Annotated in this window: 24 protein-coding genes and 1 riboswitch; of the genes, 11 read left to right on the top strand and 13 right to left on the bottom strand. The window is 60.8% G+C overall.

The genetic code is table 11. The annotated features are described in order from the left end of the window. Positions 1 to 36: 36 nt before the first annotated feature. On the bottom strand, positions 37 to 1,011 hold the full coding sequence (locus tag ACIQ39_RS01700; RefSeq protein WP_396432875.1) for an NADPH:quinone oxidoreductase family protein: 975 nt from the start codon (positions 1,009 to 1,011) through the stop codon (positions 37 to 39). Here ACIQ39_RS01700 and ACIQ39_RS01695 point away from each other — a divergent pair. The 5 genes from ACIQ39_RS01695 to rlmD all read left to right on the top strand — a co-directional run bounded on the left by ACIQ39_RS01695 (position 1,006) and on the right by rlmD (position 5,220). Continuing rightward, positions 1,006 to 1,257: a hypothetical protein gene (locus ACIQ39_RS01695; RefSeq protein ID WP_396432874.1), complete on the top strand. Its 252-nt coding sequence runs from the start codon at positions 1,006 to 1,008 to the stop codon at positions 1,255 to 1,257. The genes ACIQ39_RS01700 and ACIQ39_RS01695 overlap by 6 nt on opposite strands. Beyond that, entirely contained in the window at positions 1,235 to 2,005 is a 771-nt protein-coding gene (gene surE / locus ACIQ39_RS01690; RefSeq protein WP_396432873.1) for a 5'/3'-nucleotidase SurE, read from the top strand. The genes ACIQ39_RS01695 and surE overlap by 23 nt, the downstream gene beginning before the upstream one ends. Further along, positions 2,002 to 2,835, top strand: coding sequence for a protein-L-isoaspartate(D-aspartate) O-methyltransferase (locus tag ACIQ39_RS01685; RefSeq protein WP_396432872.1), 834 nt, complete (start codon positions 2,002 to 2,004; stop codon positions 2,833 to 2,835). Before surE ends, ACIQ39_RS01685 begins: the two co-directional genes overlap by 4 nt. Positions 2,836 to 2,849: 14 nt before the next feature. Continuing rightward, positions 2,850 to 3,668 carry a peptidoglycan DD-metalloendopeptidase family protein gene (locus ACIQ39_RS01680; protein WP_396432871.1) on the top strand — a complete coding sequence of 273 codons (819 nt, stop codon included), beginning with the start codon at positions 2,850 to 2,852 and terminating at the stop codon, positions 3,666 to 3,668. Positions 3,669 to 3,765: 97 nt separating this feature from the next. Then, positions 3,766 to 5,220: a 23S rRNA (uracil(1939)-C(5))-methyltransferase RlmD gene (gene rlmD / locus ACIQ39_RS01675; protein WP_396432870.1), complete on the top strand. Its 1,455-nt coding sequence runs from the start codon at positions 3,766 to 3,768 to the stop codon at positions 5,218 to 5,220. A gap of 90 nt (positions 5,221 to 5,310) precedes the next feature. On the opposite strand, the gene ACIQ39_RS01670 is transcribed toward rlmD, so the two are convergent. Next, positions 5,311 to 6,003: a Bax inhibitor-1/YccA family protein gene (locus ACIQ39_RS01670; RefSeq protein ID WP_396432869.1), complete on the bottom strand. Its 693-nt coding sequence runs from the start codon at positions 6,001 to 6,003 to the stop codon at positions 5,311 to 5,313. A gap of 215 nt (positions 6,004 to 6,218) precedes the next feature. Between ACIQ39_RS01670 and ACIQ39_RS01665 the strand changes: the two genes are divergently transcribed. Beyond that, positions 6,219 to 6,626, top strand: coding sequence for a heme-binding protein (locus tag ACIQ39_RS01665; RefSeq protein WP_396432868.1), 408 nt, complete (start codon positions 6,219 to 6,221; stop codon positions 6,624 to 6,626). 112 nt (positions 6,627 to 6,738) lie between these two features. Here ACIQ39_RS01665 and ilvD read toward each other — a convergent pair whose 3' ends face one another. Then, entirely contained in the window at positions 6,739 to 8,439 is a 1,701-nt protein-coding gene (ilvD, locus tag ACIQ39_RS01660) for a dihydroxy-acid dehydratase (RefSeq protein WP_396432867.1), read from the bottom strand. Between the two features lie 278 nt (positions 8,440 to 8,717). Then, positions 8,718 to 8,824, top strand: a riboswitch (TPP riboswitch). A 76-nt stretch (positions 8,825 to 8,900) separates the two neighbouring features. On the opposite strand from ilvD, the gene ACIQ39_RS01655 reads away from it, so the two are divergent. Genes ACIQ39_RS01655 through ACIQ39_RS01645 form a run of 3 tightly spaced genes read left to right on the top strand, consistent with a single transcriptional unit; the run spans position 8,901 to position 12,391 of the window. Beyond that, the gene (locus tag ACIQ39_RS01655) at positions 8,901 to 10,016 is read left to right on the top strand and encodes a thiamine ABC transporter substrate binding subunit (RefSeq protein ID WP_396432866.1); all 1,116 of its coding nucleotides are present in this window, start codon (positions 8,901 to 8,903) and stop codon (positions 10,014 to 10,016) included. Between the two features lie 52 nt (positions 10,017 to 10,068). Further along, positions 10,069 to 11,739, top strand: a complete 1,671-nt coding sequence (locus tag ACIQ39_RS01650; RefSeq protein ID WP_396432865.1) for an ABC transporter permease — start codon at positions 10,069 to 10,071, stop codon at positions 11,737 to 11,739. Further along, positions 11,732 to 12,391, top strand: coding sequence for an ABC transporter ATP-binding protein (locus ACIQ39_RS01645; protein WP_396432864.1), 660 nt, complete (start codon positions 11,732 to 11,734; stop codon positions 12,389 to 12,391). Before ACIQ39_RS01650 ends, ACIQ39_RS01645 begins: the two co-directional genes overlap by 8 nt. Here the strand turns inward: ACIQ39_RS01645 and ACIQ39_RS01640 are convergent. Together ACIQ39_RS01640 and ylqF are read right to left on the bottom strand one after the other, a co-directional pair. Beyond that, positions 12,378 to 12,980, bottom strand: coding sequence for a 3'-5' exonuclease (locus ACIQ39_RS01640; protein WP_396432863.1), 603 nt, complete (start codon positions 12,978 to 12,980; stop codon positions 12,378 to 12,380). The two genes, ACIQ39_RS01645 and ACIQ39_RS01640, sit on opposite strands and share 14 nt — an antisense overlap. 6 nt (positions 12,981 to 12,986) lie before the next feature. Next, on the bottom strand, positions 12,987 to 13,913 hold the full coding sequence (gene ylqF, locus ACIQ39_RS01635) for a ribosome biogenesis GTPase YlqF (RefSeq protein WP_396432862.1): 927 nt from the start codon (positions 13,911 to 13,913) through the stop codon (positions 12,987 to 12,989). A 289-nt stretch (positions 13,914 to 14,202) separates the two neighbouring features. On the opposite strand from ylqF, the gene ACIQ39_RS01630 reads away from it, so the two are divergent. After that, positions 14,203 to 15,159, top strand: coding sequence for an AEC family transporter (locus tag ACIQ39_RS01630; protein WP_396432861.1), 957 nt, complete (start codon positions 14,203 to 14,205; stop codon positions 15,157 to 15,159). Positions 15,160 to 15,307: 148 nt separating this feature from the next. Here the strand turns inward: ACIQ39_RS01630 and ACIQ39_RS01625 are convergent, their stop codons facing one another. Together ACIQ39_RS01625 and betC are read right to left on the bottom strand one after the other, a co-directional pair. Next, entirely contained in the window at positions 15,308 to 16,282 is a 975-nt protein-coding gene (locus ACIQ39_RS01625) for a Bug family tripartite tricarboxylate transporter substrate binding protein (protein ID WP_396432860.1), read from the bottom strand. A gap of 45 nt (positions 16,283 to 16,327) precedes the next feature. Then, positions 16,328 to 17,899, bottom strand: coding sequence for a choline-sulfatase (gene betC, locus ACIQ39_RS01620; RefSeq protein WP_396432859.1), 1,572 nt, complete (start codon positions 17,897 to 17,899; stop codon positions 16,328 to 16,330). 135 nt (positions 17,900 to 18,034) lie between these two features. Between betC and ACIQ39_RS01615 the strand changes: the two genes are divergently transcribed. After that, a complete protein-coding gene (locus ACIQ39_RS01615) occupies positions 18,035 to 18,760 on the top strand; it encodes a GntR family transcriptional regulator (protein ID WP_396432858.1) in 726 nt (241 codons plus the stop codon). A gap of 79 nt (positions 18,761 to 18,839) precedes the next feature. Here ACIQ39_RS01615 and ACIQ39_RS01610 read toward each other — a convergent pair whose 3' ends face one another. The 6 genes from ACIQ39_RS01610 to ACIQ39_RS01585 form a co-directional block, all read right to left on the bottom strand. Further along, the gene (locus ACIQ39_RS01610) at positions 18,840 to 19,628 is read right to left on the bottom strand and encodes an inositol monophosphatase family protein (RefSeq protein ID WP_396432857.1); all 789 of its coding nucleotides are present in this window, start codon (positions 19,626 to 19,628) and stop codon (positions 18,840 to 18,842) included. Next, complete coding sequence (locus ACIQ39_RS01605; protein WP_396432856.1) at positions 19,625 to 20,335, bottom strand: GntR family transcriptional regulator; 711 nt, start codon at positions 20,333 to 20,335, stop codon at positions 19,625 to 19,627. Before ACIQ39_RS01605 ends, ACIQ39_RS01610 begins: the two co-directional genes overlap by 4 nt. A gap of 174 nt (positions 20,336 to 20,509) precedes the next feature. Beyond that, positions 20,510 to 21,553 (bottom strand): YeiH family protein, encoded by a 1,044-nt coding sequence (locus ACIQ39_RS01600; protein WP_396432855.1) that lies wholly within the window; start codon positions 21,551 to 21,553, stop codon positions 20,510 to 20,512. Next, on the bottom strand, positions 21,553 to 22,548 hold the full coding sequence (locus ACIQ39_RS01595) for an Ldh family oxidoreductase (RefSeq protein ID WP_396432854.1): 996 nt from the start codon (positions 22,546 to 22,548) through the stop codon (positions 21,553 to 21,555). Before ACIQ39_RS01595 ends, ACIQ39_RS01600 begins: the two co-directional genes overlap by 1 nt. A 47-nt stretch (positions 22,549 to 22,595) precedes the next feature. After that, complete coding sequence (locus ACIQ39_RS01590) at positions 22,596 to 23,576, bottom strand: Bug family tripartite tricarboxylate transporter substrate binding protein (protein ID WP_396432853.1); 981 nt, start codon at positions 23,574 to 23,576, stop codon at positions 22,596 to 22,598. Positions 23,577 to 23,649: 73 nt separating this feature from the next. Beyond that, a complete protein-coding gene (locus ACIQ39_RS01585; RefSeq protein WP_396432852.1) occupies positions 23,650 to 24,825 on the bottom strand; it encodes a UxaA family hydrolase in 1,176 nt (391 codons plus the stop codon). Positions 24,826 to 24,862: the final 37 nt, after the last annotated feature.

Genomic DNA, 24,862 nt, shown 5'->3' with positions numbered 1-24,862 from the left:
CACGCGGGCTTTTTTATGGCGTCAGACCTCAGCAGCTCAATTGACCATCACCAGTTTGCCTTTGACGCTGCGTGAACCCATCAATGCGTAGGCCGCTTTGATGTCGCGCATGGGCAGGGTGCGGTCCAACACGGGTTTGATCTTGCCTTGGCTGTACCACAAGGCCAATTCGCCCATCATGGCGGCGTTGGCATGGGGCTCGCGTTTGGCAAAATCGCCCCAAAAGACACCCACCAAAGATGCGCCTTTGAGCAGAGCCAAATTCAAGGGCAGCGCCGGTATGGGGCCACCGGCAAAACCCACCACCAAGTAGCGACCACGCCAAGCGATGGAGCGGAATGCGGGCTCTGCCAAGTCACCGCCCACCGGGTCGTAGACCACATCGGGGCCTTTGCCTTTGGTCAAGGTCTTCAAGGCTTCGCGCAAATTTTCTTGGCTGTAATTGATGGTCTCATCGGCCCCCAGTGTTTTGCACAGCGCGCATTTTTCGTCGGTCGAGGCGGCAGCGATCACCTGGGCCCCCATGGCCTTGGCAATTTGGATGGCCGCCGTGCCCACGCCACCTGCAGCACCCAGCACCAACACGGTTTCACCGGCTTTCAGGGCAGCGCGGTCGACCAGCGCATGGTGCGATGTGGCGTAGGTCATGATGAAGGCCGCACCGTCTGTGGCTGGAAAGCCTGTCGGTAAGGGCATGCACAGTTTGGCTGGTGCCAGGGTGTGGGTGCCAAAGCCGCCTGTGCCCGACAGGCAGGCCACGCTTTGGCCCACGCTCAAGTGCGTCACCCCTTCACCCAGCGCTTGCACCATGCCCGCGTATTCGGAGCCGGGCACAAAGGGCAACTCGGGTTTCATTTGGTACTTGTTCTGCACGATCAGCAGGTCAGGAAAATTCAAGCTGGCCGCTTGAATCTGAATCAGCACTTGTCCCGGCCCCGGCACGGGTGTGGGCAGTTCGGTCCAAGTCAGCGCTTCTACGCCTGTGGGGTTTTCGCAAAGCCACGCATGCATGACATCTCTCCAGTGATCGATAAAAATAAGTTCCTGATCTTAGGCAAGTCGACCAAGGGGATCATGTCTCTCGAGCGACCTCTTTGCCCTGCCGCCCTGACGGACAAGTTGCGCCAAGCTGGCCATGCGATAAGTGCAAAAGGCGCTGTGCACGCCCATGGGATGGGCAAACTTTGGGGCTGCTGCGGCCCGCCTACAATGGGCGTAATTCAAACACTGATTCATGAAAATTCTGATTTCCAATGACGACGGTTTTCGGGCCGAAGGCATCGTGGCTTTGCATGCCGCGCTGCAAACCATCGCCGATGTGGAGGTGGTGGCCCCCGAGCACAACAACAGCGCCAAATCCAACGCATTGACCCTGCACACGCCCCTTTATGTCAACCGCGCTGACAATGGTTTTCGCTACGTCAACGGCACGCCTGCAGACTGTGTGCACATCGCCTTAACCGGATTGTTGGGTTACCGTCCTGATTTGGTGATCTCTGGAATCAACAACGGTGCCAACATGGGTGACGACACCTTGTATTCGGGCACCGTGGGCGCGGCCATGGAGGGGTATTTGTTTGGCATACCGGCGATTGCGGTGTCGCAGATTGACAAGGGCTGGTCGCACCTGGACGCGGCGGCCACCACGGTGCAACGCTTGGTTCAGCAAATGGTGCATCAAGACTTGATTGGCACGCTGCCATGGCTGTTGAATGTGAACATTCCCAATTTGCCGTTGGCCCAGATCAAGTCGCCCAAAGTCTGTCGCCTGGGACGCCGCCATGCGGCCGAGCCCGTCATCACCCAGGTCGATCCACGCGGGCAAACCATGTACTGGATTGGTGCTGCTGGCGCTGCCATGGACGACAGCGTGGGCACAGATTTTCATGCAGCCGATCAGGGCCATGTGGTGGTCACGCCCCTCAAGGTGGATTTGACCGAACACGATCACCTGCAGGTCTGGCGTCAAAGCTGTTTGCAACTTTGGCCTGAAGACCCTGCATGAAGCCAAGGCCAAGTTTTCCGGCCAAGTTGCCCGCGTCTGCGAGCCCTGCTTTGGCTTCTCTGAAGCCCGCACCGACCACGTTCGCCGCACGGCCGCTGCCAGCCGGTGGCAATCGACCATCGCCGCTTGACCAGGCCTTGGCGCGGCATGCGCCAGCGTCCAGCATGCCCCTTTCAAGTGGTCTGGGGCTCGATTCGGGCGCGGTGCGCGAGCGCATGGTCGCCAAGTTGGCCGCGCAGGGTGTGCGCGACGCTTGGGTTTTACAAGCCATGGGCCGAATTGAGCGGCACCGCTTTGTCGAGACCGCGTTGGCCGGTCAGGCTTACGAAGACACCAGTTTGCCCATCGGTTTGGGGCAAACCATTTCCAAACCCAATGTGGTGGCCCGCATGCTTGAGCTGCTGCGCCAAGGCGCGTCCGGGAAGTTGGGCCGGGTGTTGGAAATTGGTACCGGTTGCGGCTACCAAGCTGCTGTGCTCAGCCAAGTGGCCACCGAGGTTTACAGCCTAGAGCGTCTGCGCGCGCTGCACGAAAAAGCCAAAAAAAACCTATTGCCTTTTCGCTTGCCCAATGTCCATCTGATGCTGGGGGATGGCATGCTGGGTTATCCCAAAGGCGCACCCTATGCCGGGATCATCTCGGCCGCTGGGGGGCAAGAGGTGCCCATGGTCTGGGTTGACCAGTTGGCAGTGGGCGGGCGCTTGGTGGCACCCACGCTCACAGCCTCTGGCCAACAGGCATTGGTGGTGATTCACAAAACAGCCACGGGTTTTGACAAGCAGGTCTTAGAAGCCGTTCACTTTGTGCCTCTAAAATCGGGCATTGCATGAAAGATTGGGGACGCATGATTTTCAGTGATGTTTCACGTTGGGGGTGGCTGGCTTTGACAGCTGCGGTCTTGGTGGGTTGCTCGTCAACGCCGCGTCAACCTGCCCCAGTCGAAAACCGCGGCGGTACGGCCCGCACCGCCCCACCTGCAGGGCCTGCACTGGCAGCCCCAGTTGCCAAACCCATGCCTGGTGCCGAAAACATGGGCAAACCGGGTTATTACACCGTTACAAAAGGCGACACACTGACCCGAATTGCGCTGGACAACGGTCAGTCGTGGCGTGACTTGATGGCCTGGAACGGGTTGGAAAATGCCAATTTGATCGAAGTCGGCCAAGTCTTGCGGGTCGTGCCGCCTGATTCCTTGCCGCAAGCCAATGGCGTGGTGGTTCAAGCCATCGGTCCGAGTGCCGAAGCCGCGGCCCCGGTCCGACCGGCCTTGCCTGCGGCTGCCGCCGCGGGTGGCAGCGAGATCGCGTTCATTTGGCCGACCAATGGCCGCTTGATCTCCGGTTTTGACGAGGTCAAAAACAAAGGTCTTGACATCGCAGGGCAAGCGGGCGATCCGGTTGTGGCCGCCGCCGATGGCCAAGTGGTTTACGCCGGTTCCGAGTTGCGTGGCTATGGCAACTTGATCATCCTCAAGCACAACAACACGTATTTGACGGCTTACGCTCACAACCGTGCTTTGATGGTCAAAGAGGACCAAAAAGTGAGCAAAGGTCAAAAAATTGCCGAGATGGGCAACACCGATGCCGATCGGGTGAAGCTGCATTTTGAAGTTCGTCGCCAAGGTAAACCTGTAGACCCTGCCAAATACCTGCCTGCGCGTTGATGCGCTCGGCCGTGACGAGCCACACGGCTTGCAAGAAAAACGACTTGGCGCGACCCATCGGCCTGTTCAGGGTCTTGCATCCTGAGACAATTGCGGCATGAGTAATGCCGACATTGACCCCAGCGCCCACCCATCTTTGGCTTGTGACCCCAACGCAAGCCTGAGCGAGGGGGCCGATATTTTGCCAGTGGGCTGGTTGCGTGTGAATGCCCTGGACATGGAAGCCCAAGGCATTGCCCGCAGGCCAGATGGGAAGGTGGTTTTCATTGAAGGGGCATTGCCTTTTGAGCTGGTCTGCGTGCAAGTGAGCCGTAAAAAAAGCAGTTTTGAATACGCCATGGTGACCGAGATTCACCAAGCCTCCTCGCAGCGGGTGCGCCCAGCTTGCCCCCATTTTGGTTTGCACGCGGGTGCCTGTGGTGGTTGCAAAATGCAGCACCTAGAGGTGTCTGCCCAGGTGGCGGTGAAACAGCGGGTGCTGGAAGACAATCTTTGGCATTTGGGCAAGGTCAAAGCCGAGACCATGATGCGCCCGATTGAAGGACCCAGTTGGGGCTACCGGTACCGCGCACGGCTGTCGGTGCGGTATGTGGTGAAAAAGGGTGAAGTCCTGATCGGTTTTCACGAGCGCAAAAGCCGTTACATCGCCGACATGAAGGTGTGTCCTGTTTTGCCGCCCCATGTCAGCCGCATGCTGCTGCCTTTGCGCGCATTGATCGGCCAGATGCAAGCGCGAGAAAGCGTGCCCCAATTGGAACTGGCTTGTGGGGACGAGGTGACCGCACTGGTGTTGCGCCACATGGCGCCGCTCAGCGAGGAGGACAAAGACCTGTTGCGTGCTTTTGCCACCGTGCACCCGGTGCAATGGTGGCTGCAGTCCAAAGGGCCAGATACAGTGCAATTGCTGGACGAAGGGGGGCCTCAGCTTGGCTATGGCCTGCCAGACTTTGGCATCACCATGCCGTTCAGACCCAGCGACTTCACCCAAGTCAATCCTTTCATCAACCGCGTGCTGGTGGCACGCGCACTGCGCCTGTTGCAAGCGCAAAAAAACGAGCGGGTGATCGATTGGTTTTGCGGTTTGGGCAATTTCACTCTGCCGATTGCGACGCAGGCCGGCCAAGTCTTGGGCATTGAAGGCGCAGAAACTTTGGTGACCCGTTCGCGTGACAATTACGCCTTCAATCAAGCCTTGCGCCCAGGGGCCCAGGCCTTGGCACCGACGCAATTTTTGGCCCGCAACTTGTTTGAGTTGACCCCAGAAGTTTTGCTGGCCGATGGCACAGCCGAAAAATGGCTGCTGGACCCACCCAGAGAGGGGGCTTTTGCACTGTGCAAAGCCTTGGCCCAATTGCACGAAAACCCAGACCTTCGGCACGGCTGGAAGCCTCCCCAACGCATCGTCTATGTCAGCTGCAATCCCGCCACACTGGCCCGCGATGCCGACATTTTGGTGCACCGCGCGTCTTACCGCTGCGTCGCCGCTGGCGTGATCAACATGTTCGCGCACACGGCGCATGTGGAGAGCATGGCGGTGTTTGAGTTGTTCTGATGTTGGCGGGTATTTTGTGGCGGTCAATCTGGCCGCCGTGGCATGAAAAAAGGCTCCTGAAGGAGCCTTTTTTGGAGAGACAAAGCAGCGTTATTCGCGCTCGCCGCCCATGATGCCCAGCAATGCCAACATGCTTTGGAAAATGTTGAACACACTCAAATAAAGGGCCAAAGTGGCACTGATGTAGTTGGTTTCACCGCCATCCAAGATGCGTTTGATGTCATACAGCAAAAAGGCGCTGAAAATGCCGATCGCCAAAGTGGAGATCATCATCATGCCGGCCGTCGAGCCCACGAACACGTTGATGACAGCGCCCACCATCAAGACCATGGCACCCACAAACAACCACTTGCCCATGCCGGACAAGTCGCGTTTGATGACGCTGGCCAGACTGGCCATGACAAAAAACACGCCTGAAGTGCCAGCAAAAGCGGTCATGACCAGGTCAGAGCCGTTTTTGAAGCCGAGCACCATGGCGATCATGCGCGACAGCATCAAACCCATGAAAAACGTAAAGGCCAACAAAATTGGCACGCCAGCAGCCGAGTTCTTGGTCTTTTCGATGGCATACATGAAGGCAAAAGCACCGCCTAGAAAAACCACCAAGCCCATGAAGCCCGTGAGCGACTGGGTGATGCCCGTGCTCACGCCAACCCATGCGCCCAGCACAGTGGGCAACATGCTCAAGGCGAGCAGCCAATAGGTGTTGCGCAAAACGCGGTTGCGCGCCGCGAGGTCCACGTGGCCCCAGCCAGAAGAGTTAAGGGTGCGAAGGTCGCTCATGAAAAATCTCCTAAACGTGTCTTGAAACAAGAAGCCTCATTGTAAGGATGTCCTTGGCGGCAACCTCAGAGAGTCCGGAATTCCGTAGCTTGATGGGGTTATCCGCAGCATTGTTTTGGCCATTCAAAGCGGCCAAAGCGGTGTCTTTCTCGGGCTTTGTGGAGGTTGTGCGCGTGTATGCTACAGGGTTTGATTGTTAGCCAACTTTTTACACCATGAAAAACCAAGCCACACTTGAGCTGAGCGACGTCCAAGCCATTGCTGCCGCAGCCGAAGCCGAAGCCCGCAAAAACAACTGGGCCGTGAGCATTGCCATTGTCGACGCCGGCGGGCATTTGCTGCACTTTGCGCGCCTGGATGGTGCGGCACCTGTCTCCTCGCACATTGCGCCGGCCAAGGCCAACACGGCGGCCTTGGGCTGCCGAGAGAGCAAAATTTACGAAGACCTGATCAATGGCGGCCGCGTGTCCTTTCTTTCGGCCCCCACCATCCAAGGCATGCTGGAGGGGGGGGTGCCGATCATGAAAGATGGTTTTTGCCTAGGCGCTGTGGGTGTGAGCGGTGTCAAATCGACCGAAGACGCGCAAATCGCCAAAGCCGGTATCGCCGCCATCGGTCTGTGAGGGGGCAGGCCGACCTAGGGGCTGTCTGCCCTGCCAGCCCTGTTCTTTGACGAAACTGCCCATGAAAAAAAGCCGCTGATCAGCGGCTTTTTCCATTGACCGGATCACGCCTTCAATACAGGTCGAGCACCGCGCCCTTGCTGGCACTGGAGGCGTTGAAGGCGAACTTGGCTTGCACACCCCGGGTGTAACGCGGTGCAGGGGCGGTCCAGCCCTCGCTGCGCTTGGCAATTTCGGCCTCAGGCACATTCAATTCCAAGACCAGTTGGTGCGCGTCGATGGTGATGCTGTCGCCTTCGTGCACAAAGGCGATGGTGCCGCCCGCCGCCGCTTCGGGTGCCACGTGACCCACCACCATGCCCCAAGTGCCTCCGGAGAAGCGCCCGTCGGTGATCAGGCCCACGCTTTCACCCAAACCCGCGCCAATCAGCGCGCCGGTGGGGGCCAGCATTTCGGGCATGCCGGGGCCGCCTTTGGGGCCCAGGTAGCGCAAAACCATGACGTCACCGGCCACGATCTTGCCTGCCAAGATGGCCTCCAGGGCCGACTGCTCGTCGTCGAACACGCGGGCAGGCCCCGTGATGACCGGGTTTTTCAGGCCCGTGATCTTGGCCACAGCGCCTTCGGGCGACAAATTGCCTTTGAGAATCGCCAGGTGGCCTTGTTTGTACATGGCGTTGTCGATGGTGTGGATGACGCTTTGCTCGGGTGGGGCGTCGGGCACATCTTTGAGCACTTCGGCAATGGTTTGGCCTGTGATGGTGATGCAGTCGCCGTGCAGCAAACCGGCGTTGAGCAAGATTTTCATGACCTGGGGGATGCCGCCTGCCACATGCAGGTCGACCGCGAGGGCTTTACCGCTGGGTTTGAGGTCGCACAGCACGGGCGTACGCTGGCGGATGCGTTCAAAGTCGTCGATGGTCCATTCCACGCCTGCGCAATGCGCAATGGCCAAAAAGTGCAGCACCGCATTGGTCGAGCCGCCGGTGGCCATGATCACGGCGACCGCGTTTTCGATGGCTTTGCGCGTCACGATGTCGCGCGGCTTAATGCCTTTGCGGATGGCTTGCACCAAGACTTTGGCCGATTCTTTAGCCGACACGATTTTTTCGTCGTGCACATTGGCCATGGTGGAGGAGTAGGGCAAGGAGATGCCCAGCGCCTCGAAAGCGGAAGACATGGTGTTGGCGGTGTACATGCCGCCACAAGAGCCGGTGCCTGGGATGGCGCGTTTTTCGATTTCTTTCAGGTCATGGTCGCTGAGCTTGCCTGCGGCGTTTTCACCCACCGCCTCGAACACGCTCACGATGTTCAGGTCTTTGTTTTGGTAGCGGCCTGGCAAAATGGTGCCGCCGTAAACGTAAATGGCCGGCACGTTGGCGCGCAGCATGCCCATCAAACCGCCGGGCATGTTTTTGTCGCAACCGCCCACCACCAGCACGCCGTCCATCCACTGGCCTTGTACGCAGGTTTCGACGCAATCGGCGATCACCTCACGGGACACCAGCGAGTACTTCATGCCCTCGGTGCCCATGGCCATGCCATCCGAGATGGTGGGGGTGCCAAACACTTGGGCGTTGCCGCCTGCTTCTTCGATGCCCTCAATGGCCGCATCGGCCAATTTTTGCAAGCCGCTGTTGCACGGGGTGATGGTGCTGTGGCCATTGGCCACGCCGACCATGGGCTTGACGAAGTCGCCTTCCTCGTAACCCATGGCGTAGTACATCGACCGGTTGGGCGCGCGGGATTTGCCCAGCGTGATGTTGGCGCTGCGCGCGTTGATGGCTTGGATGGGGATGATTTTGTCGCTCATGGTGGTGTTTTTTTCTAAGGCCCAAATGAAGATCACACGATTCTACAGATGAGGCCCGTTCTCGCCTTGTGATCAAGGTGGCAAAGCCGCCCTTGGTCTTGTCGTATCGGTTTTGTGTTGCCAGGGGCAGTTTTTGTCACCCCGGACGGTTTTATGTTCTTGCCGTGCGAAGACCCGAGATTCAGCGTGCCCAGTGCCCAGGACAGCACTGCACTCCGGTTCAAAATGACCCACTGGCCTTGTCTGCCCCAAGTTTGCCGCCACCGGCCTACAATCGGCCACTTCACCGGGGGTGCCCCAGCTGCATGCTGCAGCAAGGGCTGAGACATACCCCTCTCACCTGATCTGGGTTGTGCCAGCGTAGGAAGCGTGAAGCGATGGCTGCATCGGGCACGCGAGGTGCAAAACGGCTTTCTCTTGCATGCACCTGGCGGGTTTGCGGGCATGAAAGGCAAGGGCATATGCAGCATCGTTTTTTGAAGCACAAAACACTTTTGTTCTCTGCAGTGGCAGCCAGCGTCCTGTGCGCTGGGTTTTTTGGCTGGGGCATTGGGGTGTTGGCGCAAAGCCCTGCGCCAGTCCCTATCAAGCTGCGCGTCATGACGCACAGCTCTTTTGAACTGCCCAAGCCTTTGTTGGTCCGTTTTGAGCAGGAGGCGGGCGTGCAGCTGCAACTCATCCAAGGCGGCGATGCCGGCGAGTTGCTCAACAAACTCATCTTGAGCCAAGCCGCGCCTGTGGCCGATGTGGTGTATGGCATTGACAACAGCTTGCTGCCCCGTGCCTTGGCCAGTGGCATTTTGGCCCCGTTCCCCACAGCCGCAGGCTCTGCAGCGCTACGCCCAGCCCAAGCCCGCATGGCCGAGTCGGCTGGCCCCACGGGTGTGGTGGGTGGCTTGGTGCCCATCAATTACGGCTATGTCAACCTGAACATCGACACCGCATGGTTTGCCCAAAAAGGCTTGGCCCTGCCGCAAAGTTTGCAAGACCTGAGCCGCCCGGCGTACCGAGGTTTGCTGGTGGTGCCCCATCCCGCCACGTCCAGCCCGGGCCAAGCCTTCATGCTGGCCACTGTGGCGGGTTTGGGCGAGCAAGCTGCTTTTGAATGGTGGGCACGCATGCGGACCAACGGTGTGAAAGTCGTGAAAGGATGGAGCGAGGCTTATTACACCGAGTTCAGCCGCAACGGGGGCAGCCGTCCCATCGTGGTGAGCTATGCCACCAGCCCAGCAGCCGAAGTGTTTTTCAGCCAAGAAAAAGTCAGCACCTCACCCACCGCCAATCTGTTTTTGCCAGGTGGCGTGTTTCGACAAGTCGAAGCTGCAGCCTTGCTGCAAAAAGCCAGCCCAGCGGCGCAAGCGGCCGGCGTCAAGTTCATCGAATTTTTACGCTCACCCGAAGTGCAGCTGGCCTTGCAAACCAGTTTGTGGATGTACCCCGCCGAGCCGGGCACGCCGCGCCATGCGGTGATGCAGCATGCCCAAGAGCCCTTGCAGTTTGAAACCATGCCCTTGCGGCAGCTGACGGCGCAAGCGGCCCTTTGGCAGCGGCGCTGGACCCAAGTGGTGCTCAAGTGAGGGGTGCTCAAGAAAGGGGTGCCCAAGTCCCTTTTGTCCATCGCCAAGCGACATGCCACGCAGTCGGCTGACCGGCTGGGCATCGATCCGCTCCCGTCAAGGCCACAGCGTGCTGTGGCTGGCGGCGGGGCCGGCCTTGTTTGCACTGGTTTTGCTGGTCTGGCCTGTGCTGCGTTTGCTGTGGCAAGGCCTGTGGGGCACGCCCTTGGCGGGTATGCCCATGGACGACACCGGTCTGTGGTGGCAAGACGCCCACTTGCAGTGGCGCGTGGGTTGGACGCTGTTGCAAGCCTTGGTCACCTGTGTGCTGTGCTTGGTCTTGGGCCTGCCCATGGCTTGGGTGTTGGCAAGGCTTGAGTTTGGCGGGCGCATGGCCTGGCAACGCGCCTTGATGCTGCCGTTTGTGGTGCCCACCTTGGTGGCTGCCTTGGGCGTATTGGCGCTGTGGGGGCCACGGGGCTTGCTGGGCGCGCCCTTGGCTCAGCTGGGCTGGACGCTGGAGGGCGGTCCTTGGTTGTTGCTGCTGGGCAATTTGTTTTTTAATTTGGCTTTGGTGGTGCGCGCCGGCATGGACGGGCTGGCGCAAGTCAGCGCGCAGCGCGTGGCGGCGGCCCGCACTTTGGGGGCCACGCCGTGGCGCGCTTTTTGGCGGGTGGAGTGGCCGTCGATGGCACCTTGGCTGGCATCGGCCCTGTGCCTGGTGTTTTTGTATTGTTTCACCGGCTTTGGCTTGGCCTTGGTGCTGGGCGGGCAGCGCTGGGCCACGGTCGAGGTGGAAATCTACACCTTGATCGCCCACGAGTTGGCGCTGGCCCGCGCTGCCTCGCTCGCCGTGACCATGTTGGCGCTCACGGCTGGGGTGGCCTGGGCCTATGCTTGGCTTGAGCGCCGCTTGGCCAACCCCGCCCGCATCACCCCGGTGCCGCGTCGCCCCCTGCAGGGCTGGGGGGTCTGGGGCATTTGGACGCTCGCATTGAGCAGTTGGTTGCTGCTGTGCGGCGCGCCCTTGCTGGCCTTGCTGCTGCGGGCGCTGCAGGCCGCTTGGCTGGGGCAGGGCATGGCGGTGCTGAACGAGGCCGACACTTGGCTGGCGCTGGGCAACACCTTGCGCTTTACAGGCATGGCGCTTGTGCTGGCCACCTTGTTGGGCTTGCTGCACGCATTGGCTGGACAGGCCATGCGCCGTTTTGCCCCTGCCGCGCTGACTTGGCGGGCCAGTGCCTATGCGCCGCTGGTGGTCTCTCCCGTGGCCTTGGCTTTTGGTTTGTTGCTTGTGTACCCGCAGTGGTTGGCCAGTTGGCCTTTGTTGGTGTCGGCCTATGCTTTGTTGGCCTACCCTTTTGTGACCAAAGCACTGTCGGCGGCTTTGGATGCCATGCCCGATCAGTGGGCGCAAGCCGCCGCTACTTTGGGCGCGCGACCTGTGCGCGTGTTTTGGCGGGTGACTTTGCCGCTGCTGCGCCCGGCATTGCGCCGAGGCATGGCCTTTGCGGCGGCGACCATGTTGGGCGAATTTGCGGTGTCTTTGCTGCTCGCGCGCCCCGAATGGTTGACCCTGAGCACTTTGATCTACCAGCGCCTGGGCCGTCCGGGCAGCGCCAATTTGGACGCTGCGCTGGTGCTGTCGGCGGGGCTCATGTTTTTGGCTTTGCTGGTTTTTGGCCTCATCGAAGGGCGCGCTGACCACCGCCATGCATCAACACAGGAGGCTCGCCATGCTTGAGCTGCGCCACATCACCCACCACTGGCACGGCCCGCAAGGCCAGCGTCAAACCCTGTTGCAGGACCTGAGTTTGCGCATCGCGCCGGGCCAAACTGTGGCCTTGCTGGGCGCATCGGGCAGCGGCAAAAGCACCTTGCTCAAGATCGTGGCGGGTCTGCAAGCCCCGGAATCTGGGCAAGTCTGGCTGGATGGCCAAGACATCACCGACTGGCCTCCAGAAAAACGCCGTTTGGCCTTGATGTTTCAAGACTTTGCATTGTTTCCGCACCTGAGCTTGCAAGACAACGTGGCCTTTGGCCTGGTGGAGCAAGGCATGATCCGGGCCGCTGCACGCGAGCGAGCGCAGGCGCTGCTGCAACGCTTTGGCCTGCAGGGCAGGGGGGCCGAGCGGGTGGGCAGCTTGTCGGGCGGCGAGCAGCAGCGTGTGGCCTTGGCCCGGGCGCTGATCACCCAACCCCGGGCGCTGCTGTTGGACGAGCCTTTTTCTGCGCTCGACACACCGCTGCGTGCAAGCCTGCGCGAAGAGTTTGCCCGCCACATCGCCGAGCACGGCATGCGCGCCTTGCTGGTCACGCACGACGAGGCCGAAGCCCGCGCCATGGCCAGTGCAGCTTGGCGTTTGCAGGGCGGCCACTTGGTCAGTGTGTGGTGATGCCCAGCGCCTGCCAGACCCGCATGGCCGCATAGGCGTCGTTGGCGGCGTAAACCAATTGCGCTGGGCTCAGGCGGGCATTGGCCCAATTGCTGGTGGCGGCTTTTTTGGACTTGATGAAGCGCTGTTGAAACATCACTGCCACGGCTCCTTTGACGCCCATGTCTTTGCGGTAACCGCGCTCGCGAAAGATGGTGTTGAGCTCCAAAATGCCTTGTGGCTCGATGCCCAGTTTGTGCACGATGCGCTTGCGGTCATCGCCCAAACCAAAACCGGCTTTGACAATGCCGCTGCGCGCCAACAAGTCGGCGGCCACAGCGCGGCACTCAGGGTCGTGCAGCTGAAACACCCAGGCCCCATCGGCGGTGGCCAGTTGCAAAATGTGCGGCCCATCGGACTGCTCGCCGACTCGAAAGGTGGGCTTGGATTCGGTGTCAAAGCCCCAAGCGCTGGCCGTGATCAATTCGTCATGCGCTTGCTGCGCCTCGTTGCCCGTGCAAACCAAACGGATACGGTCCAGCCCCAAACGTTCGAATTCGGGCAACAGGGCGATCGCCTCTTTGTCGGGGGTGGGTCGGTGCTCTTGCATGGCGTTTCAGTCCTGAGGGGGTTTTTTGGCTTTTTTGTGGCCTGCTTTGCGCAATGTGCGCTCGGCGTCGGCTTTTTTGCCCTCGGCCAGCCATTCGGTAAATTGCGCGGGTGTCTCCAAAGTCAGGCGACCCAAGGCGGCAGACCGAAAGTCGTGGATCACCATCTCGGCGGCCTTGGTGGTGTTGACGCGACCCCCGGTCTGGATCGCACCGCGCTGGCGGGCAATGGCGGCCAACAGCGTCTCATCGCTGTGGCTGGCCACGTCGTGCAGTTTGTACCGCTCGGTGATGGCCTGCGGGTAATGCGGTATCAGGTAGTTCAGCAACTCGAGTGCCACCACCTCTTCGTCAAATGCGTTCACACCAATCGCACCACTGGCAGCGAGCTTGTAGCCGCTTTGCTCGACGATGATGCGCGGCCACAGCACGCCGGGCGTGTCGTACAAATAAAAGTCATCGGCCAGTGTGATGCGTTGCTCCAGCTTGGTCACGCCGGCCTCATCGCCTGTTTTGGCTGCGCGTTTGCCTTTGAGGGTGTTGATCAGCGTCGATTTGCCGACGTTGGGAATGCCACAGATCAACACGCGCATGGGCTTGACCATGCCGCCTCGCAGGGGCGCGAGTTGGCGGCAAGCATCGATCAGCGCTTTGGCGGGCGACACCATGCTGGTGTCCAGCCCCAAGGCGCTGACACCGGGCAGCGCGTTGTAATGCGCCAACCAAGCGGTGGTTTGCAGCGGGTCTGCCAAATCTTGTTTGCTCAAGATTTTGAGGGCCGGTTTGCCCGCAATCAGCTCGGCCAGCATCGGGTTGGCACTCGAGCCGGGCAGACGGGCGTCCAGCATCTCAATGACCACATCGGTGTCTTTGATGCGCTCGCCAATCGCCTTGCGCGTGAGGTGCATGTGCCCGGGGAACCATTGAATCGCCATAAATGCCGCTGCTGACCAGAAGTTCGAATGGCTTGATTGTCAGGCAGTTCGCTGCAGGCTTTGCCGGGTGCCCCTGTCTTGTGCCCAGATCAATGACCCGGGCTGCACCGCCCGGCACGATAGGCGCCAGCGCTGACCTCAGCCGCACCGCTTTGGGCAAGTCGACCTGACCGGGACGCAGCAGCAAAATACGGGTCAACCACGGGATGGCTTGGGGGCCTTCGCGCAGGCCTTGCGGCCAGGTGTTTGCCGTGGAGGCAGGGCCTGGTCAGACCGGGATAATCAACACATGACCCTTGACCACCCCGTTCTGTCCTCGCTTGCGCCGGTGGCCTTGCTCATCTTCATCGGCTTGGTGGCGGGCAAGGCCCAGTTGCTCAGCGGGGACTCGGTGCGGGATTTGTCCAAGCTGGTGTTCATGGTCCTGACCCAGGCCATGCTGTTTCGCACCATGAGCCAGGTGCACATTGAGCAGTTGGATTTTGCACCCGTGGCGCAGTACCTGGGCGTCACGGTGGCGCTGTTTTTCGCCTTGGTCTGGGCGTATGGGCGCCAGGCCCGTGCCACGGTGCTGGCCTTTGCAGGGGTTTTCAGCAACACCTTGATGATCGGCGTGCCCTTGGTGGGTTTGGCCTACGGTCAGGCCGGTCAAGTCTTGTTGCTGACGCTGGTGTCGGTGCACGCCTTGGTGTTGTTGACCCTGGCGACCTTGGTCTTGGAGTTGCAAGTGGCCCGCGAGCACAATCTCGCGCTGGGTCAGGCCCCGCAGTTGTGGCGAACCGTGGGTCAGGCGCTGCTCAGTGCCTTGTTGCACCCTGTGCCTTTGCCCATCATGCTGGGCCTGCTGTACGCGCAAACCGGCTGGGGTTTGCACCCGGTGGTGGACAAGCCCTTGCAGCTGCTGGGCAACGCGTTTGCACCCATGGCCTTGCTGCTGGTGGGCATCACCTTGTCGCAAACTTCTTGGGGCACCCACTTGGGCAAAGCCCTGCGTTTGTCCCTCGTCAAAACCGTGCTGCACCCCTTGCTGATGTTGGGCGTGGCCTGGGCGCTGGGGCTGCGCGGCTTGTCCTTGTCGGTGATGGTGGTGGTGGCGGCCTTGCCCATGGGCGCCAACGGTTTTTTGTTTTCACAGCGCTACCGCCAAGAAGAAGACGCGGTGACCGCTGCCGTCGCCATGTCGACCTTGATGGCCACGGTGGGCATCAGCCTGGCTTTGCTGTACTTGCCCGGGGCCTCAGCTTGAGCGGGCGCAGGGCGGTGCCAATCGGTCTGCGCAGGCCAGCAGCGGCTTGGTCTCAGCGCTGGGTGAGAAGGTGCTGTTCCACCTGGGTCCCCAGTGCTCAGGCCCACGCGGCGCTGTGTCCAGCCATGAGCCTAAAGGCCAAAGCGCCTCACTCCAGTTTGAGCTTCGCTTCTTTCACCAATTTGCTCCAACGTGTACCTTCATCGTTGAGGAATTTTGTGAAGTCCTCAGGGCTGCCGGTTTCGGGAAAGGCGTAGGCTTTGCGCAAACGCTCGATGACCTCTGGCGCTTTCAGCGCGGCATTGATTTCCTCGTTGAAGCGTTTGACGATGGCCGGGGGGGTGCCCGCAGGGGCAACGATGCCAAACCAGCCAGAGCCGCCCTGCACATCACCATGGCCAGACTCGAGCAAGGTGGGCACTTGGGGGGTGTCCTCCAAGCGTGTGGACGAGGTCACCGCGATGGCTTTGAGTTTGCCCGCTTTGACATGGGGTGCCAGCAAGGCCGGGGCACCCGCAAACAGTTGAATTTGACCGGCCAGCACATCCGTGATGGCTTGCGGTTGGCCTCTGTAGGAGATGGGGACAATAAAAAGTTGGCGCGAAAACTTCAAGAACTCCACCGGCAAATGGTTGGTGGAGCCCACCCCCGTGTGCGCGTAGTTGAGTTTCCCCGGACTTTTTCGCGCCAAGTCCACCAATTCAGCCATGTTCGAAACCGGCAAAGAAGGAGGGACCACGACCATGTTCGGGGCGGTGGCAAACAGGGCCACCGCCGCAAAGTCTTTGCGCAGGTCGTACTTGAATTGCGGGTTGATCAAGGGCCCCACAGCGGTGGTGATGGTCGCCACCAAAAAGGTGTAGCCATCGGCCGGCGCATTGGCCACCGCCTCGGTGCCAATCAAGGCACCCGCCCCTGGTTTGGCTTCCACGATGATGGGAGTCCCCCAATTGGCGGCCACTTTTTCAGTCACCGCCCGAGTCAAGATGTCGACAATGCCCCCGGCCGGAAAGGGCACCACCACGCGTACCGGTTTGTTGGGGTAGGTCTGGGCTTGTGAAAGCGTTGGGCCCAGCACAAGGCCCAAAGCACTGAGGGTCAGAGCACGCAGAAACTTGTTCATTGGAAAACCTTTCGAGGGTGGGTTTAGAAAAGATCGATAAAAACTTCAGGGCTTGGGCTGTCTTGGCGTGTCTGGGGCCGCAGTGGGCACATAAGGGAAACGTGCTTTGGCTTTTGTCGCGGTGGTGCTGGTGGTGGCAGAGCTGCGCACGTACTGCTTGCTGGCGTCTTTGTGGACTTGGTAGTCCCAACTGGTGTGTTGGCCCTGGAGCAGCGTGTTGTGCAAAAAAAGGCGGCGGCGTTGGCTGGCCATGACCTCGGTTTTGACCTGGGCGGGGTGGCAGCGGGTTTCGATCTCGCTCACCAAGGCTTGGGCCAGAGCCGAAAACTCTGGCGCTTGGCACAGGTTGTGCAGCTCCAAGGGGTCTTTTTGCAGGTCAAACAACAGGCCTGGATCGCCTTCGCAGTAAATGTATTTGTAGTGGCCTTTGCGCAAAATGAAGGCCGGCGCGTGCACCCCTTCGCTGGTGAACTCCACCAGCGTCTCATCTTGCCAAGTGGGGTCTGTGCCATGCAGCCAGGCGTACAGGCTGCGGCCATCGCAGTGGTCGACCAAGGGCGGCGCTTGCTGGTGCGTGGCCAGATCCAGCAAGGTGGGCAGCATGTCCACCAAGCTGCAATTGGCGCTCACCCGATGCCCAGATGCGGCCCCAGGCGCACTGATCATCAAGGGCACCCTGATGGCATCTTGATAGGGATTAAATTTGTACCACATGCCCCTCTCGCCCAACATTTCGCCGTGGTCGGCGGTGAAGACAATGACGGTGTTGTCCATGGCGTTGATCTTTTCGAGGGTGTCCAACAGCATCCCGACTTTGCTGTCGAGGTAGCTGACCATGCCAAAGTACGCGTGGCGCGCCGAGCGGATGTGGGCTTCGGTGACATGGTGCTCGTCTTGACGGATCAATTTGAAATAGCGTTGGCTCCAAGCGTCGCGCTGTTCGTAGGGCACATGGGGCACGCGGGGCATGTCGATGTCTGCATCGTCGTACAGGTCCCAAAACGCTTGCGAGATGGTGAACGGGTTGTGCGGGTGGGTGAACGACGAGAGCAGGAAAAATGGCTTGTCATCGGCGCGGCGGACGTGGTCAAAAAGCCACTGCACCGACTGGTGGGCCACCTCGTCGTCGTAATCCATTTGCAAAGAGCGCACGCACAGACCCGACTCCACAACGCCCCGCATGCTCATTTGGCTGGGCGCATAAGGCTCGATTTTTTTCTCCCAATTGGCGGTCCAACCAAAATCAGAAGGGTAAATGTCGGTGGTTACCCGCTCCTCAAAGCCGTGCAATTGGTCGGGGCCCACAAAATGCATCTTGCCCGCCAAACAGGTGGCATAGCCCAGCGACCGCAGGTAGTGGGCGAATGTGGGCACCGAGGCGGGAAATTCAGAGGCGTTGTCAAAGGCCCCAATGCGGGTGGAATACTGACCCGACATCATGGCAAAGCGCGAAGACGCACAGATCGGGTTGGGGGTGTGGGCGTTGTCAAACACCGTGCCCATGGCCGCCAACCGGTCCAGATGCGGTGTCTTGACCAGCGGGTGGCCGTAGCACGGCAAGATGCTGGCGGCCAATTGGTCGGCCTGGATGAACAAGATGTTGGGCTGAGAACGCATGGCTTCTTCCGTTAAAGTTTGCACAAGGTAAAGCAGGCTAAAGCAGTGTGAAGGCTTGGTGCTTCTATCATGCTAACTTTAATCAGATTGGAGAATTCCGTTACTAGGGGAGACCCTAGGAAGCGCTAACTACGCATGCTGAAATATTTTGAACACAGTGCCAGTCCTCTTTACGCGCAAGTCGCCGACGCGATGCGCGAGCGAATCGTCAAGGGCATTTGGCCGATTGGTGAAAAAATCCCCACCTTGCCAACTTTGGCTGCGGGCTTTGGTGTGGGGCTGATCACCGTCAGGCAGTCCGTGCAGTTGCTCAAAACCGAGGGCTTGTTGGCACCTAAACAAGGTCAGGGGACGTTTGTCCTGCGGCAACCTGAAACCCACCCCCGCATGCAGGTGGAAAGCTCTTTGCAAGGCTTGGCTGAGTTGTACCGTCGTCAGTCGCCCCGTTTGATCAGCTTGGCCGAAGGCTTTGCCAAGCCCAGCTTGGCCCCAGACGACGGCATCGCCGCGCCACGGTACAAATTTTTGCGCCGCATTCACGCCACCGAACGCCAATTCACCTCGGTGATTTCGGCCTACATCGACGAACGCGTTTTCAACTTGGCCCCCGAGCGCTTTCGCACCGAAACCATCATCCCGGTGTTGATGGATTTGAAGGCCGTCAAGATCGGTTCAGCGCGGCAAATTTTGACCATCTCCACGGCGGGCGAAGAAGCGGCGAACGCTTTGAATATTTCGGTGTCCGCGCCCGTGGCCGAGGTCCGGCGGGTGATCTGTGCCGCCGACGGGACGGTGATTTATGTGGCCGATTTGACTTACCGTGGCGACTACATTCGGGTGGACATGAATTTGCTGGCTTGAGCCGGGGCGTTGGGGCGCCAGCCCATCACAAGCGCAATCGGCACCCTCAGAGCACACCGAGTCGGTGTAAAGACTGCCATCAGCCCCCAGCGGGATTGAGCAACGTCGCCCAAGCGCTGGCCAATCCCGGAGTCGCCGCCGCGATGCGGCGCGAGGCGTGCCAGACCAAGCCGTCCAGGGTGAACACCTCGCCCCCGGCCTCACGGATCAAGAGCACACCGGCGGCGGCATCCCAGCTGCCCATGTCGTGCGACCAAAACACATCGACCCGGCCAGCGGCCAGATAAGCCATCTCCAGCGCCATGCTGCCCGAGCGCCGCACGCCGGCCACCGTGCTGAGCACCCGGCCAAACTGGGCCAAATAGCCGGGCATGGAGGCCGCATGGGGCTTGGGGAACACCGTGGCCGCCACCGCCAACGGCCATTGCTCGGTCGAGGCCACCTGCAGGGGGCGGCCGTTCAAGCTGGCACCTTGCCCCAAGGCGGCGCTGAAGACCTCTTGGCGGCAGGGGTCGGCGACGCAGGCGGCAATCGGTTCGCCGTTTTGCAGCAGGGCGATGGACACGCTGTACTGTGGGTAGCTGCGCAAAAAATTCATGCTGCCGTCGATCGGGTCGATGACCCACAACAAACCCTCGCCCACCTCGGATTGGGCGCTTTCTTCGCCCAAAAAGCCGTGGGTGGGAAAGGCTGCAGCGATGCGCGCCCTCAGGTGGTCTTCGATCTGGCGGTCCAGTGCGCTGCACCAGTCTCCGGCCGACTTGAACTCGACGGCATGCTGCTGTTCTGTCGCTTGGCGCAGCATGTGCGCGGCCTCATGTGCCAGAGTCTGCGCAAATTCCCGGGCTTGTGTGGCCAGCGTATTCATGCCATCTCTCGCATGCGCGAGACGTAGTCAAAATGCCGGGTGTCCACAATCGAGGTGCGAAATTCTGCCGGTTGTCGGTCAAAGGTGTAAGCCACCCGATCGATGCACAACACCGGCATGGCCTCGTCCAGCTGCAGCAACTGCGCGCTTTCGGGCGAGACCCTCTCTGCGCGCACCCGCTCATCGGCCTCCACAATGGTGATGCCAAATGCCGCCTGGTAGTGGCCGTAAATGGTGGTGGTCCGGGCCGTGAAGGCGGCTTGGTTCAAGCCCGGAAACAGGGCCGCTGCGATGGCGATGCGGTCGTGGATCACGGGTTGACCTTGCAAGTGCAAGACGTTTTCAATCCGAAACACCCACTGGCTGCCGTGCAAGCCCAGCGCTTGGGCTTCGGTTTGGTTGGCTCTGGCTTTGGCAAATTTGTGCAGCCTGACTTCGGGGAACTCGCGCTGGCCATCGCGGGCGGCGATTTTGAAAAACTGGAACATGAAGCGCTCGCGGTCGAGCTTGCCGACAAAAGTGCCCCGTCCTTGTTGGCGCAGCAGCACATGCTCGGCCACCAACTCGTCCACGGCACGCCGCACGGTGCCCACCGAGACTTGGAAGCGTTGGGCCAAATCTTTCTCATTGGGCAGTGCCGCTCCGGGTGCGGCGATGCCGGTCTGAATGTCCTGGATCAGCTGCCGTTTGACTTGGCGGTAAAGCATGGGCAATGGCTTTTCAAAAGTGGATCAATGCGGAACAGTGTGGGCCCATGCCTTGGGCAAAAGCCCATGGGTGGCATGACCGCAGCAGCATTGTCAAGCATTCGGCGGCGCAATCGTGGCCTCCATGGGTGGCCTCCATGGGTGGCTTTCACAGGTGGCGTCTAGAGGTGGCGTTCACATGACCCCCAGTGGCCCCCAAAACAGGACACCCAAAACCAAGGCCGCGATCACCAAGGTCTCGATGACCAGCATCAAGACCGGTTGCCAGCCCAGTTGGGCCAGCTCGCCCAAACTGGTTTTGACACCGGCCGCGCCAATCGCCACGACCAAGCACCAACGCGAAACGCTTTGGGTTGTGCTCGACACCTCGGCCGTCACCCAACCCGAACTGGCCAACAACACCATGGCCAAGAAGCCGAGCAAAAAGCCGGGCACCAAAGGCGGTTTTGGGGCTGCGACACCCTTGGCATCGGCCTGTTTGCTGAAGTGGCGGTAGCCCAGCGCGATCAACATCACCACCGGCAGCAGCAAGACCACGCGGAACAACTTGACCACCGTGGCCGTGTCACCCGCCTCGGGCCCCACCATCATCCCGGCGGCCACCACTTGGGCCACGTCGTGGATGGTGCCGCCTAAAAAAATGCCCGATTGCAGCGGTGACAGGGGCAGCGCATTCAACAACAAGGGGTAAAGCACCATGGCCAAAGTCGACAACACCGTGACCCCGACCACCGCCAGCAAGGTGAAGCGCTCGTTTTCTCGGGTGGGGGGCAGCACGGCAGAAATCGCCATGGCCGCAGAGGCCCCGCAAATGCCCACCGCCCCGCCCGACAGCAGGCCGTGCGCCGCCGGTCGGCGAAAAAATCGGGCCAACACCAGCCCCGAGGCGATGGTCAGGCCCACGGCCAGCACCAAAAGCAAACCCACTTGGGCACCCAAATGCGCGACCTGGTCGAGCGTGATGCGAATGCCCAACAAGGCCACGCCAAACCTCAGCACGGTGCGGGCGCAAAACTGAATGCCCAGACGGTTGGATTCTTGTTGCGCCAAAGAATGCAGCGACAGGCCGATCAGCAGGGCGTAGAGCAGTTGGGGGCCGCCGTAGTGGTCGGACAAAAAAGTGGCCGACAAGGCGATCAAGGTGCAGATCAAGACACCTGGCACATGCGCTTTGATCTGAGCAAGTTGGTTGCCCACCGCGTTTCTTGGCAGATCCATCAGCACAGCGCGCAAATGGCGTCCCACGTCGTCGCAGGCACGTCCAGACCCGCTTGCCGGGCCGCCGCCAGCAGCTGGAGGCGGCGTTGGCCGGGCAGGCGCACGCCCTCGTCGGCCAGCATGGCCGAGACCAGGGCTTCGACCCGTTCGCTGTACACCTCTTGTCCACCCAGCGCGCCGGGGTCTATGACGATGAAGACCTGGCCCAAGCGCGGTTGGTTGCCCTCGGGCTTGAAAAACGTGTCGGCCTCGGCACCAAAGTGGGCCCCGGTCAAACTGGTGACCAGCAACTCCACCACCAGCGCCAACATCGCGCCCTTGGTGCCGCCCATGGCCAGCATGGATCCGGCCAAGCCTTGGTGGGGGTCGGTGGTGGGCTGGCCCTCGGGGTCCAGTGCCCAGCCCAAGGGAATGGCTTCGCCCTTGTCGGCCGCCACCAGCAATTTGCCCCGGGCCACTTCCGACAAGGACAGGTCCACACTGACCGGCGGGTGCCCGCTGCGCGGGAAGATGGCCGCGATCGGGTTGGTGCCAAAAATGGCGCGTTTGCCCCCTGCCGCCGGCATGGCCGCAGGCGAATTGCCGCAGGCAATGCCCACCATGCCGGCCTGGGCCACGGGGTCGAGGTGGTAGGCGGCCATGCCGAAATGGTGGCTGTTGGTGACCGCCGCGATGGCGATGCCTTGACCGCGAGCGCGCGCCATCGCCTGCTCGATGGCCAATTGGCAAGCCGGAAAAGCAAAGCCGTTGCCCGCATCAATCAATACCGCAGCAGCACGCTCGTGCAGCAGGGTCGGTGTGGCATGCCCTAGCACACGACCGGCGCGCAAGTGCGACACGTACATGGCCACGCGCGACAGCCCGTGTGAGGGCATGCCACTGGCCTGGGCTGTGACCAAGGCCAAGGCAGTGGCCTGGGCCTGCAGTTCAGAGGCCCCGTTGTGGACCAAGGCGGTGTGCACCAAAGTCAGGACTTCTTGAAACGGGTGCAGCATGTCGCCAAGCCTTGAAGTGGTGGTCGTGAAGTGTGTGGGTGGCCGGGTCAGCCCGGTTGGATGTTGCGGGTTTTGACAATCTCACGCCAACGGGCCACATCTTTTTTCAAGATGTCGTTGAAGGCGGCCGGCCCCAGCCCGGTGGAGGCAAAGCCCAAGGCCGCCACGCGTTCTGACACGTCTTTTAACTTGAGCGCGCGTAGCGCCGAGGCCGCGACCTTGTCGACGATGGCCGTGGGGGTGCCTGCGGGCATCATCAGGCCCGTCCAGTTTTCCAACTCGACCCCGGGCAAACCGGATTCGTTGAAGGTGGGCACGTCGGGCAACAAAGGGTGGCGTGCGGCCGAGGTGATGGCCAGGGCGCGCAGTTTGCCGGCCTTCACATGCACCGAGGCTTCGGGCAGGTTGGCGACGATGAAATCAATTTGGCTGCCCAGCAGGTCGTTCAGCGAGGGCGCACCGCCTTTGTAGGGGATGTGCGTGACTTCCAGTTTGGCGGTCAGGGCCAGCAGTTCCAGGCCCAAATGTGGGGGGGTTCCGTTGCCGCTGGAGCCGCCGTTCAGGCGCTTGGCACGGGCTTGGGCCAAAAATTCGGCCAGGTTTTTGGCCGGGTTGTTCTCGTTGACCACCAGCACCAAGGGGCTGCTGGCCAGGTGTGCAACCGCCGTGAGGTTTTTTTCCAGGCTGTAGGGCAGGTTGCTGAAGAGCGACTGGTTCACCGCATGCGCCAGCGTGATGGCCAGCCAGGTGTAGCCGTCGGGTGGCGACTTGGCCGCCAGGTCGGCACCCAAATTGCCGCTGGCCCCCGCGCGGTTGTCTACCGTGATGGGCTGTTTGAATTCAATGCCGGTGTGTTGTCCGATCAAACGGGCCATGACATCGGTCTGGCCACCGGCTGCAAACGGCACGATGTACCGCACCGGCTTGGACGGAAATTCGCCCGCCGCTTGTGCGAAAACCGAATTTGGGAAGGCGGACACGGCGGCTGCCGATGCCAATGCCTGAAGGGTCAATCGTCTGTTGCGCATGTCTGTCTCCTGATTGTGAAAAAATTTTGGATGCGAAAAAAAGGGCCAAGGCGCTGGCCTCGGCCCCAGGGGGTCAAGCGCTTTCGAACAAGCGGGTCATCACAAATTCGCGGTGGCCCAGCGCTTCGGCCGAGGTGAAGCGGCCATTGATGGTTTGCATCATCATGTCGAGCAAAAGATCGCCGGCCACGTCCATGGTCTGCTCTTGTTGCAGCAGGCCTGAGCAGTCCACATCGATGTGCTCGCTCATCAGGCGCACGGTGCGGGGGTTGGCGCAAATCTTGATGACCGGCACAATCGCGTTGCCGATCACGTTGCCTTGGCCTGTGGGGAAAAAATGCACCGCAAAACCCGAGGCCGCGCACAGCGTGACCATCTCGGCGGCGGCAGACGACGAGTCCATGAACCACAAGCCCGGGGCTGTGGGCGTTTCGGCCTTGCCCAGCACGCCGTCGACCATGCACTCTTTGCCGATTTTCTGGATGTTGCCCAGCGCTTTTTCTTCGATGGTGGTCAAGCCCCCGGCGATGTTGCCCTTGGTGGGTTGCGAGTCCGACAAATCAGTCGTGGCATGGCGCTTGATCATGTCCTGGTAGTCGTTGAACATTTTCATGAAGTCGGTGCGCACCTGCTCGGTGCGGCAACGCGCGGCCACCAAGTGCTCGCCACCGGTCAACTCGGAGGTCTCGCCAAACACCAGCGTGGTGCCCAGGCCATAGAGTTTGTCGAAGGCATTGCCCACGGTGGGGTTGGCACCACACCCCGAGGTGGTGTCGGACTCACCGCATTTGGTCGAGATCCACAGGTCAGAGATCGGGCACTCTACGCGGTGCAGGCTGGTGGCGTGCTGCACCATCTTTTTGGCGGCCTTGGAGGCGCGCATGATGGTGTCGTGGTCGCCGTGGCCTTCGATGCCAAAACCCACCACCGGTTTGCCCGTGGCGGCAATGCCGTCGACCACGGTCTTGGTCCAGCTGTCTTCGATGCCAATCACCACCACCGCCGCCACGTTGGGGTTAGAGCCTGCACCGATCAGGGTGCGAAAGTGCAGTTCCAGGTCGGCGCCAAACTGCAAACGGCCATAAGGGTGGGGAATGGCCATGGTGCCTTTGACCGCGTGGGCCACGGCCTCGGCGGCGGCGTTGGACAGGTCGTCCAGCGGCAAGATGATGACGTGGTTGCGAACGCCGACACGGCCGTTTTCACGGCGGTAGCCCCAGAAAGTGGTGTTTTTGTCAATGAGGGTCATGGGATAAGCCTTGGAAAAGAGGTGGGGTCAAGAGGCG

The organism is Limnohabitans sp., assembly GCF_044361645.1.
In the GTDB taxonomy this organism is placed as follows: Bacteria; Pseudomonadota; Gammaproteobacteria; order Burkholderiales; family Burkholderiaceae_C; genus Limnohabitans_A.
This window is presented reverse-complemented; position numbering and strand designations above follow the sequence as displayed.

What these genes read in the sequence shown, in the direction of transcription:
- ACIQ39_RS01695 (WP_396432874.1), top strand. Translation starts at nt 1,006, where the DNA reads ATGCATGACATCTCTCCAGTGATCGATAAAAATAAGTTCCTGATCTTA.
- ACIQ39_RS01630 (WP_396432861.1), top strand. Translation starts at nt 14,203, where the DNA reads ATGACCCTTGACCACCCCGTTCTGTCCTCGCTTGCGCCGGTGGCCTTG.
- ACIQ39_RS01680 (WP_396432871.1), top strand. Translation starts at nt 2,850, where the DNA reads ATGATTTTCAGTGATGTTTCACGTTGGGGGTGGCTGGCTTTGACAGCT.
- ACIQ39_RS01585 (WP_396432852.1), bottom strand. Translation starts at nt 24,825, where the DNA reads ATGACCCTCATTGACAAAAACACCACTTTCTGGGGCTACCGCCGTGAA.
- ACIQ39_RS01600 (WP_396432855.1), bottom strand. Translation starts at nt 21,553, where the DNA reads ATGGATCTGCCAAGAAACGCGGTGGGCAACCAACTTGCTCAGATCAAA.
- ilvD (WP_396432867.1), bottom strand. Translation starts at nt 8,439, where the DNA reads ATGAGCGACAAAATCATCCCCATCCAAGCCATCAACGCGCGCAGCGCC.
- ACIQ39_RS01645 (WP_396432864.1), top strand. Translation starts at nt 11,732, where the DNA reads ATGCTTGAGCTGCGCCACATCACCCACCACTGGCACGGCCCGCAAGGC.
- ACIQ39_RS01700 (WP_396432875.1), bottom strand. Translation starts at nt 1,011, where the DNA reads ATGCATGCGTGGCTTTGCGAAAACCCCACAGGCGTAGAAGCGCTGACT.
- rlmD (WP_396432870.1), top strand. Translation starts at nt 3,766, where the DNA reads ATGAGTAATGCCGACATTGACCCCAGCGCCCACCCATCTTTGGCTTGT.
- ACIQ39_RS01650 (WP_396432865.1), top strand. Translation starts at nt 10,069, where the DNA reads ATGCCACGCAGTCGGCTGACCGGCTGGGCATCGATCCGCTCCCGTCAA.
- ACIQ39_RS01665 (WP_396432868.1), top strand. Translation starts at nt 6,219, where the DNA reads ATGAAAAACCAAGCCACACTTGAGCTGAGCGACGTCCAAGCCATTGCT.
- ACIQ39_RS01655 (WP_396432866.1), top strand. Translation starts at nt 8,901, where the DNA reads ATGCAGCATCGTTTTTTGAAGCACAAAACACTTTTGTTCTCTGCAGTG.
- ACIQ39_RS01610 (WP_396432857.1), bottom strand. Translation starts at nt 19,628, where the DNA reads ATGAATACGCTGGCCACACAAGCCCGGGAATTTGCGCAGACTCTGGCA.
- ACIQ39_RS01605 (WP_396432856.1), bottom strand. Translation starts at nt 20,335, where the DNA reads ATGCTTTACCGCCAAGTCAAACGGCAGCTGATCCAGGACATTCAGACC.
- ACIQ39_RS01685 (WP_396432872.1), top strand. Translation starts at nt 2,002, where the DNA reads ATGAAGCCAAGGCCAAGTTTTCCGGCCAAGTTGCCCGCGTCTGCGAGC.
- ylqF (WP_396432862.1), bottom strand. Translation starts at nt 13,913, where the DNA reads ATGGCGATTCAATGGTTCCCCGGGCACATGCACCTCACGCGCAAGGCG.
- ACIQ39_RS01625 (WP_396432860.1), bottom strand. Translation starts at nt 16,282, where the DNA reads ATGAACAAGTTTCTGCGTGCTCTGACCCTCAGTGCTTTGGGCCTTGTG.
- ACIQ39_RS01615 (WP_396432858.1), top strand. Translation starts at nt 18,035, where the DNA reads ATGCTGAAATATTTTGAACACAGTGCCAGTCCTCTTTACGCGCAAGTC.
- betC (WP_396432859.1), bottom strand. Translation starts at nt 17,899, where the DNA reads ATGCGTTCTCAGCCCAACATCTTGTTCATCCAGGCCGACCAATTGGCC.
- ACIQ39_RS01640 (WP_396432863.1), bottom strand. Translation starts at nt 12,980, where the DNA reads ATGCAAGAGCACCGACCCACCCCCGACAAAGAGGCGATCGCCCTGTTG.
- surE (WP_396432873.1), top strand. Translation starts at nt 1,235, where the DNA reads ATGAAAATTCTGATTTCCAATGACGACGGTTTTCGGGCCGAAGGCATC.
- ACIQ39_RS01590 (WP_396432853.1), bottom strand. Translation starts at nt 23,576, where the DNA reads ATGCGCAACAGACGATTGACCCTTCAGGCATTGGCATCGGCAGCCGCC.
- ACIQ39_RS01670 (WP_396432869.1), bottom strand. Translation starts at nt 6,003, where the DNA reads ATGAGCGACCTTCGCACCCTTAACTCTTCTGGCTGGGGCCACGTGGAC.
- ACIQ39_RS01595 (WP_396432854.1), bottom strand. Translation starts at nt 22,548, where the DNA reads ATGCTGCACCCGTTTCAAGAAGTCCTGACTTTGGTGCACACCGCCTTG.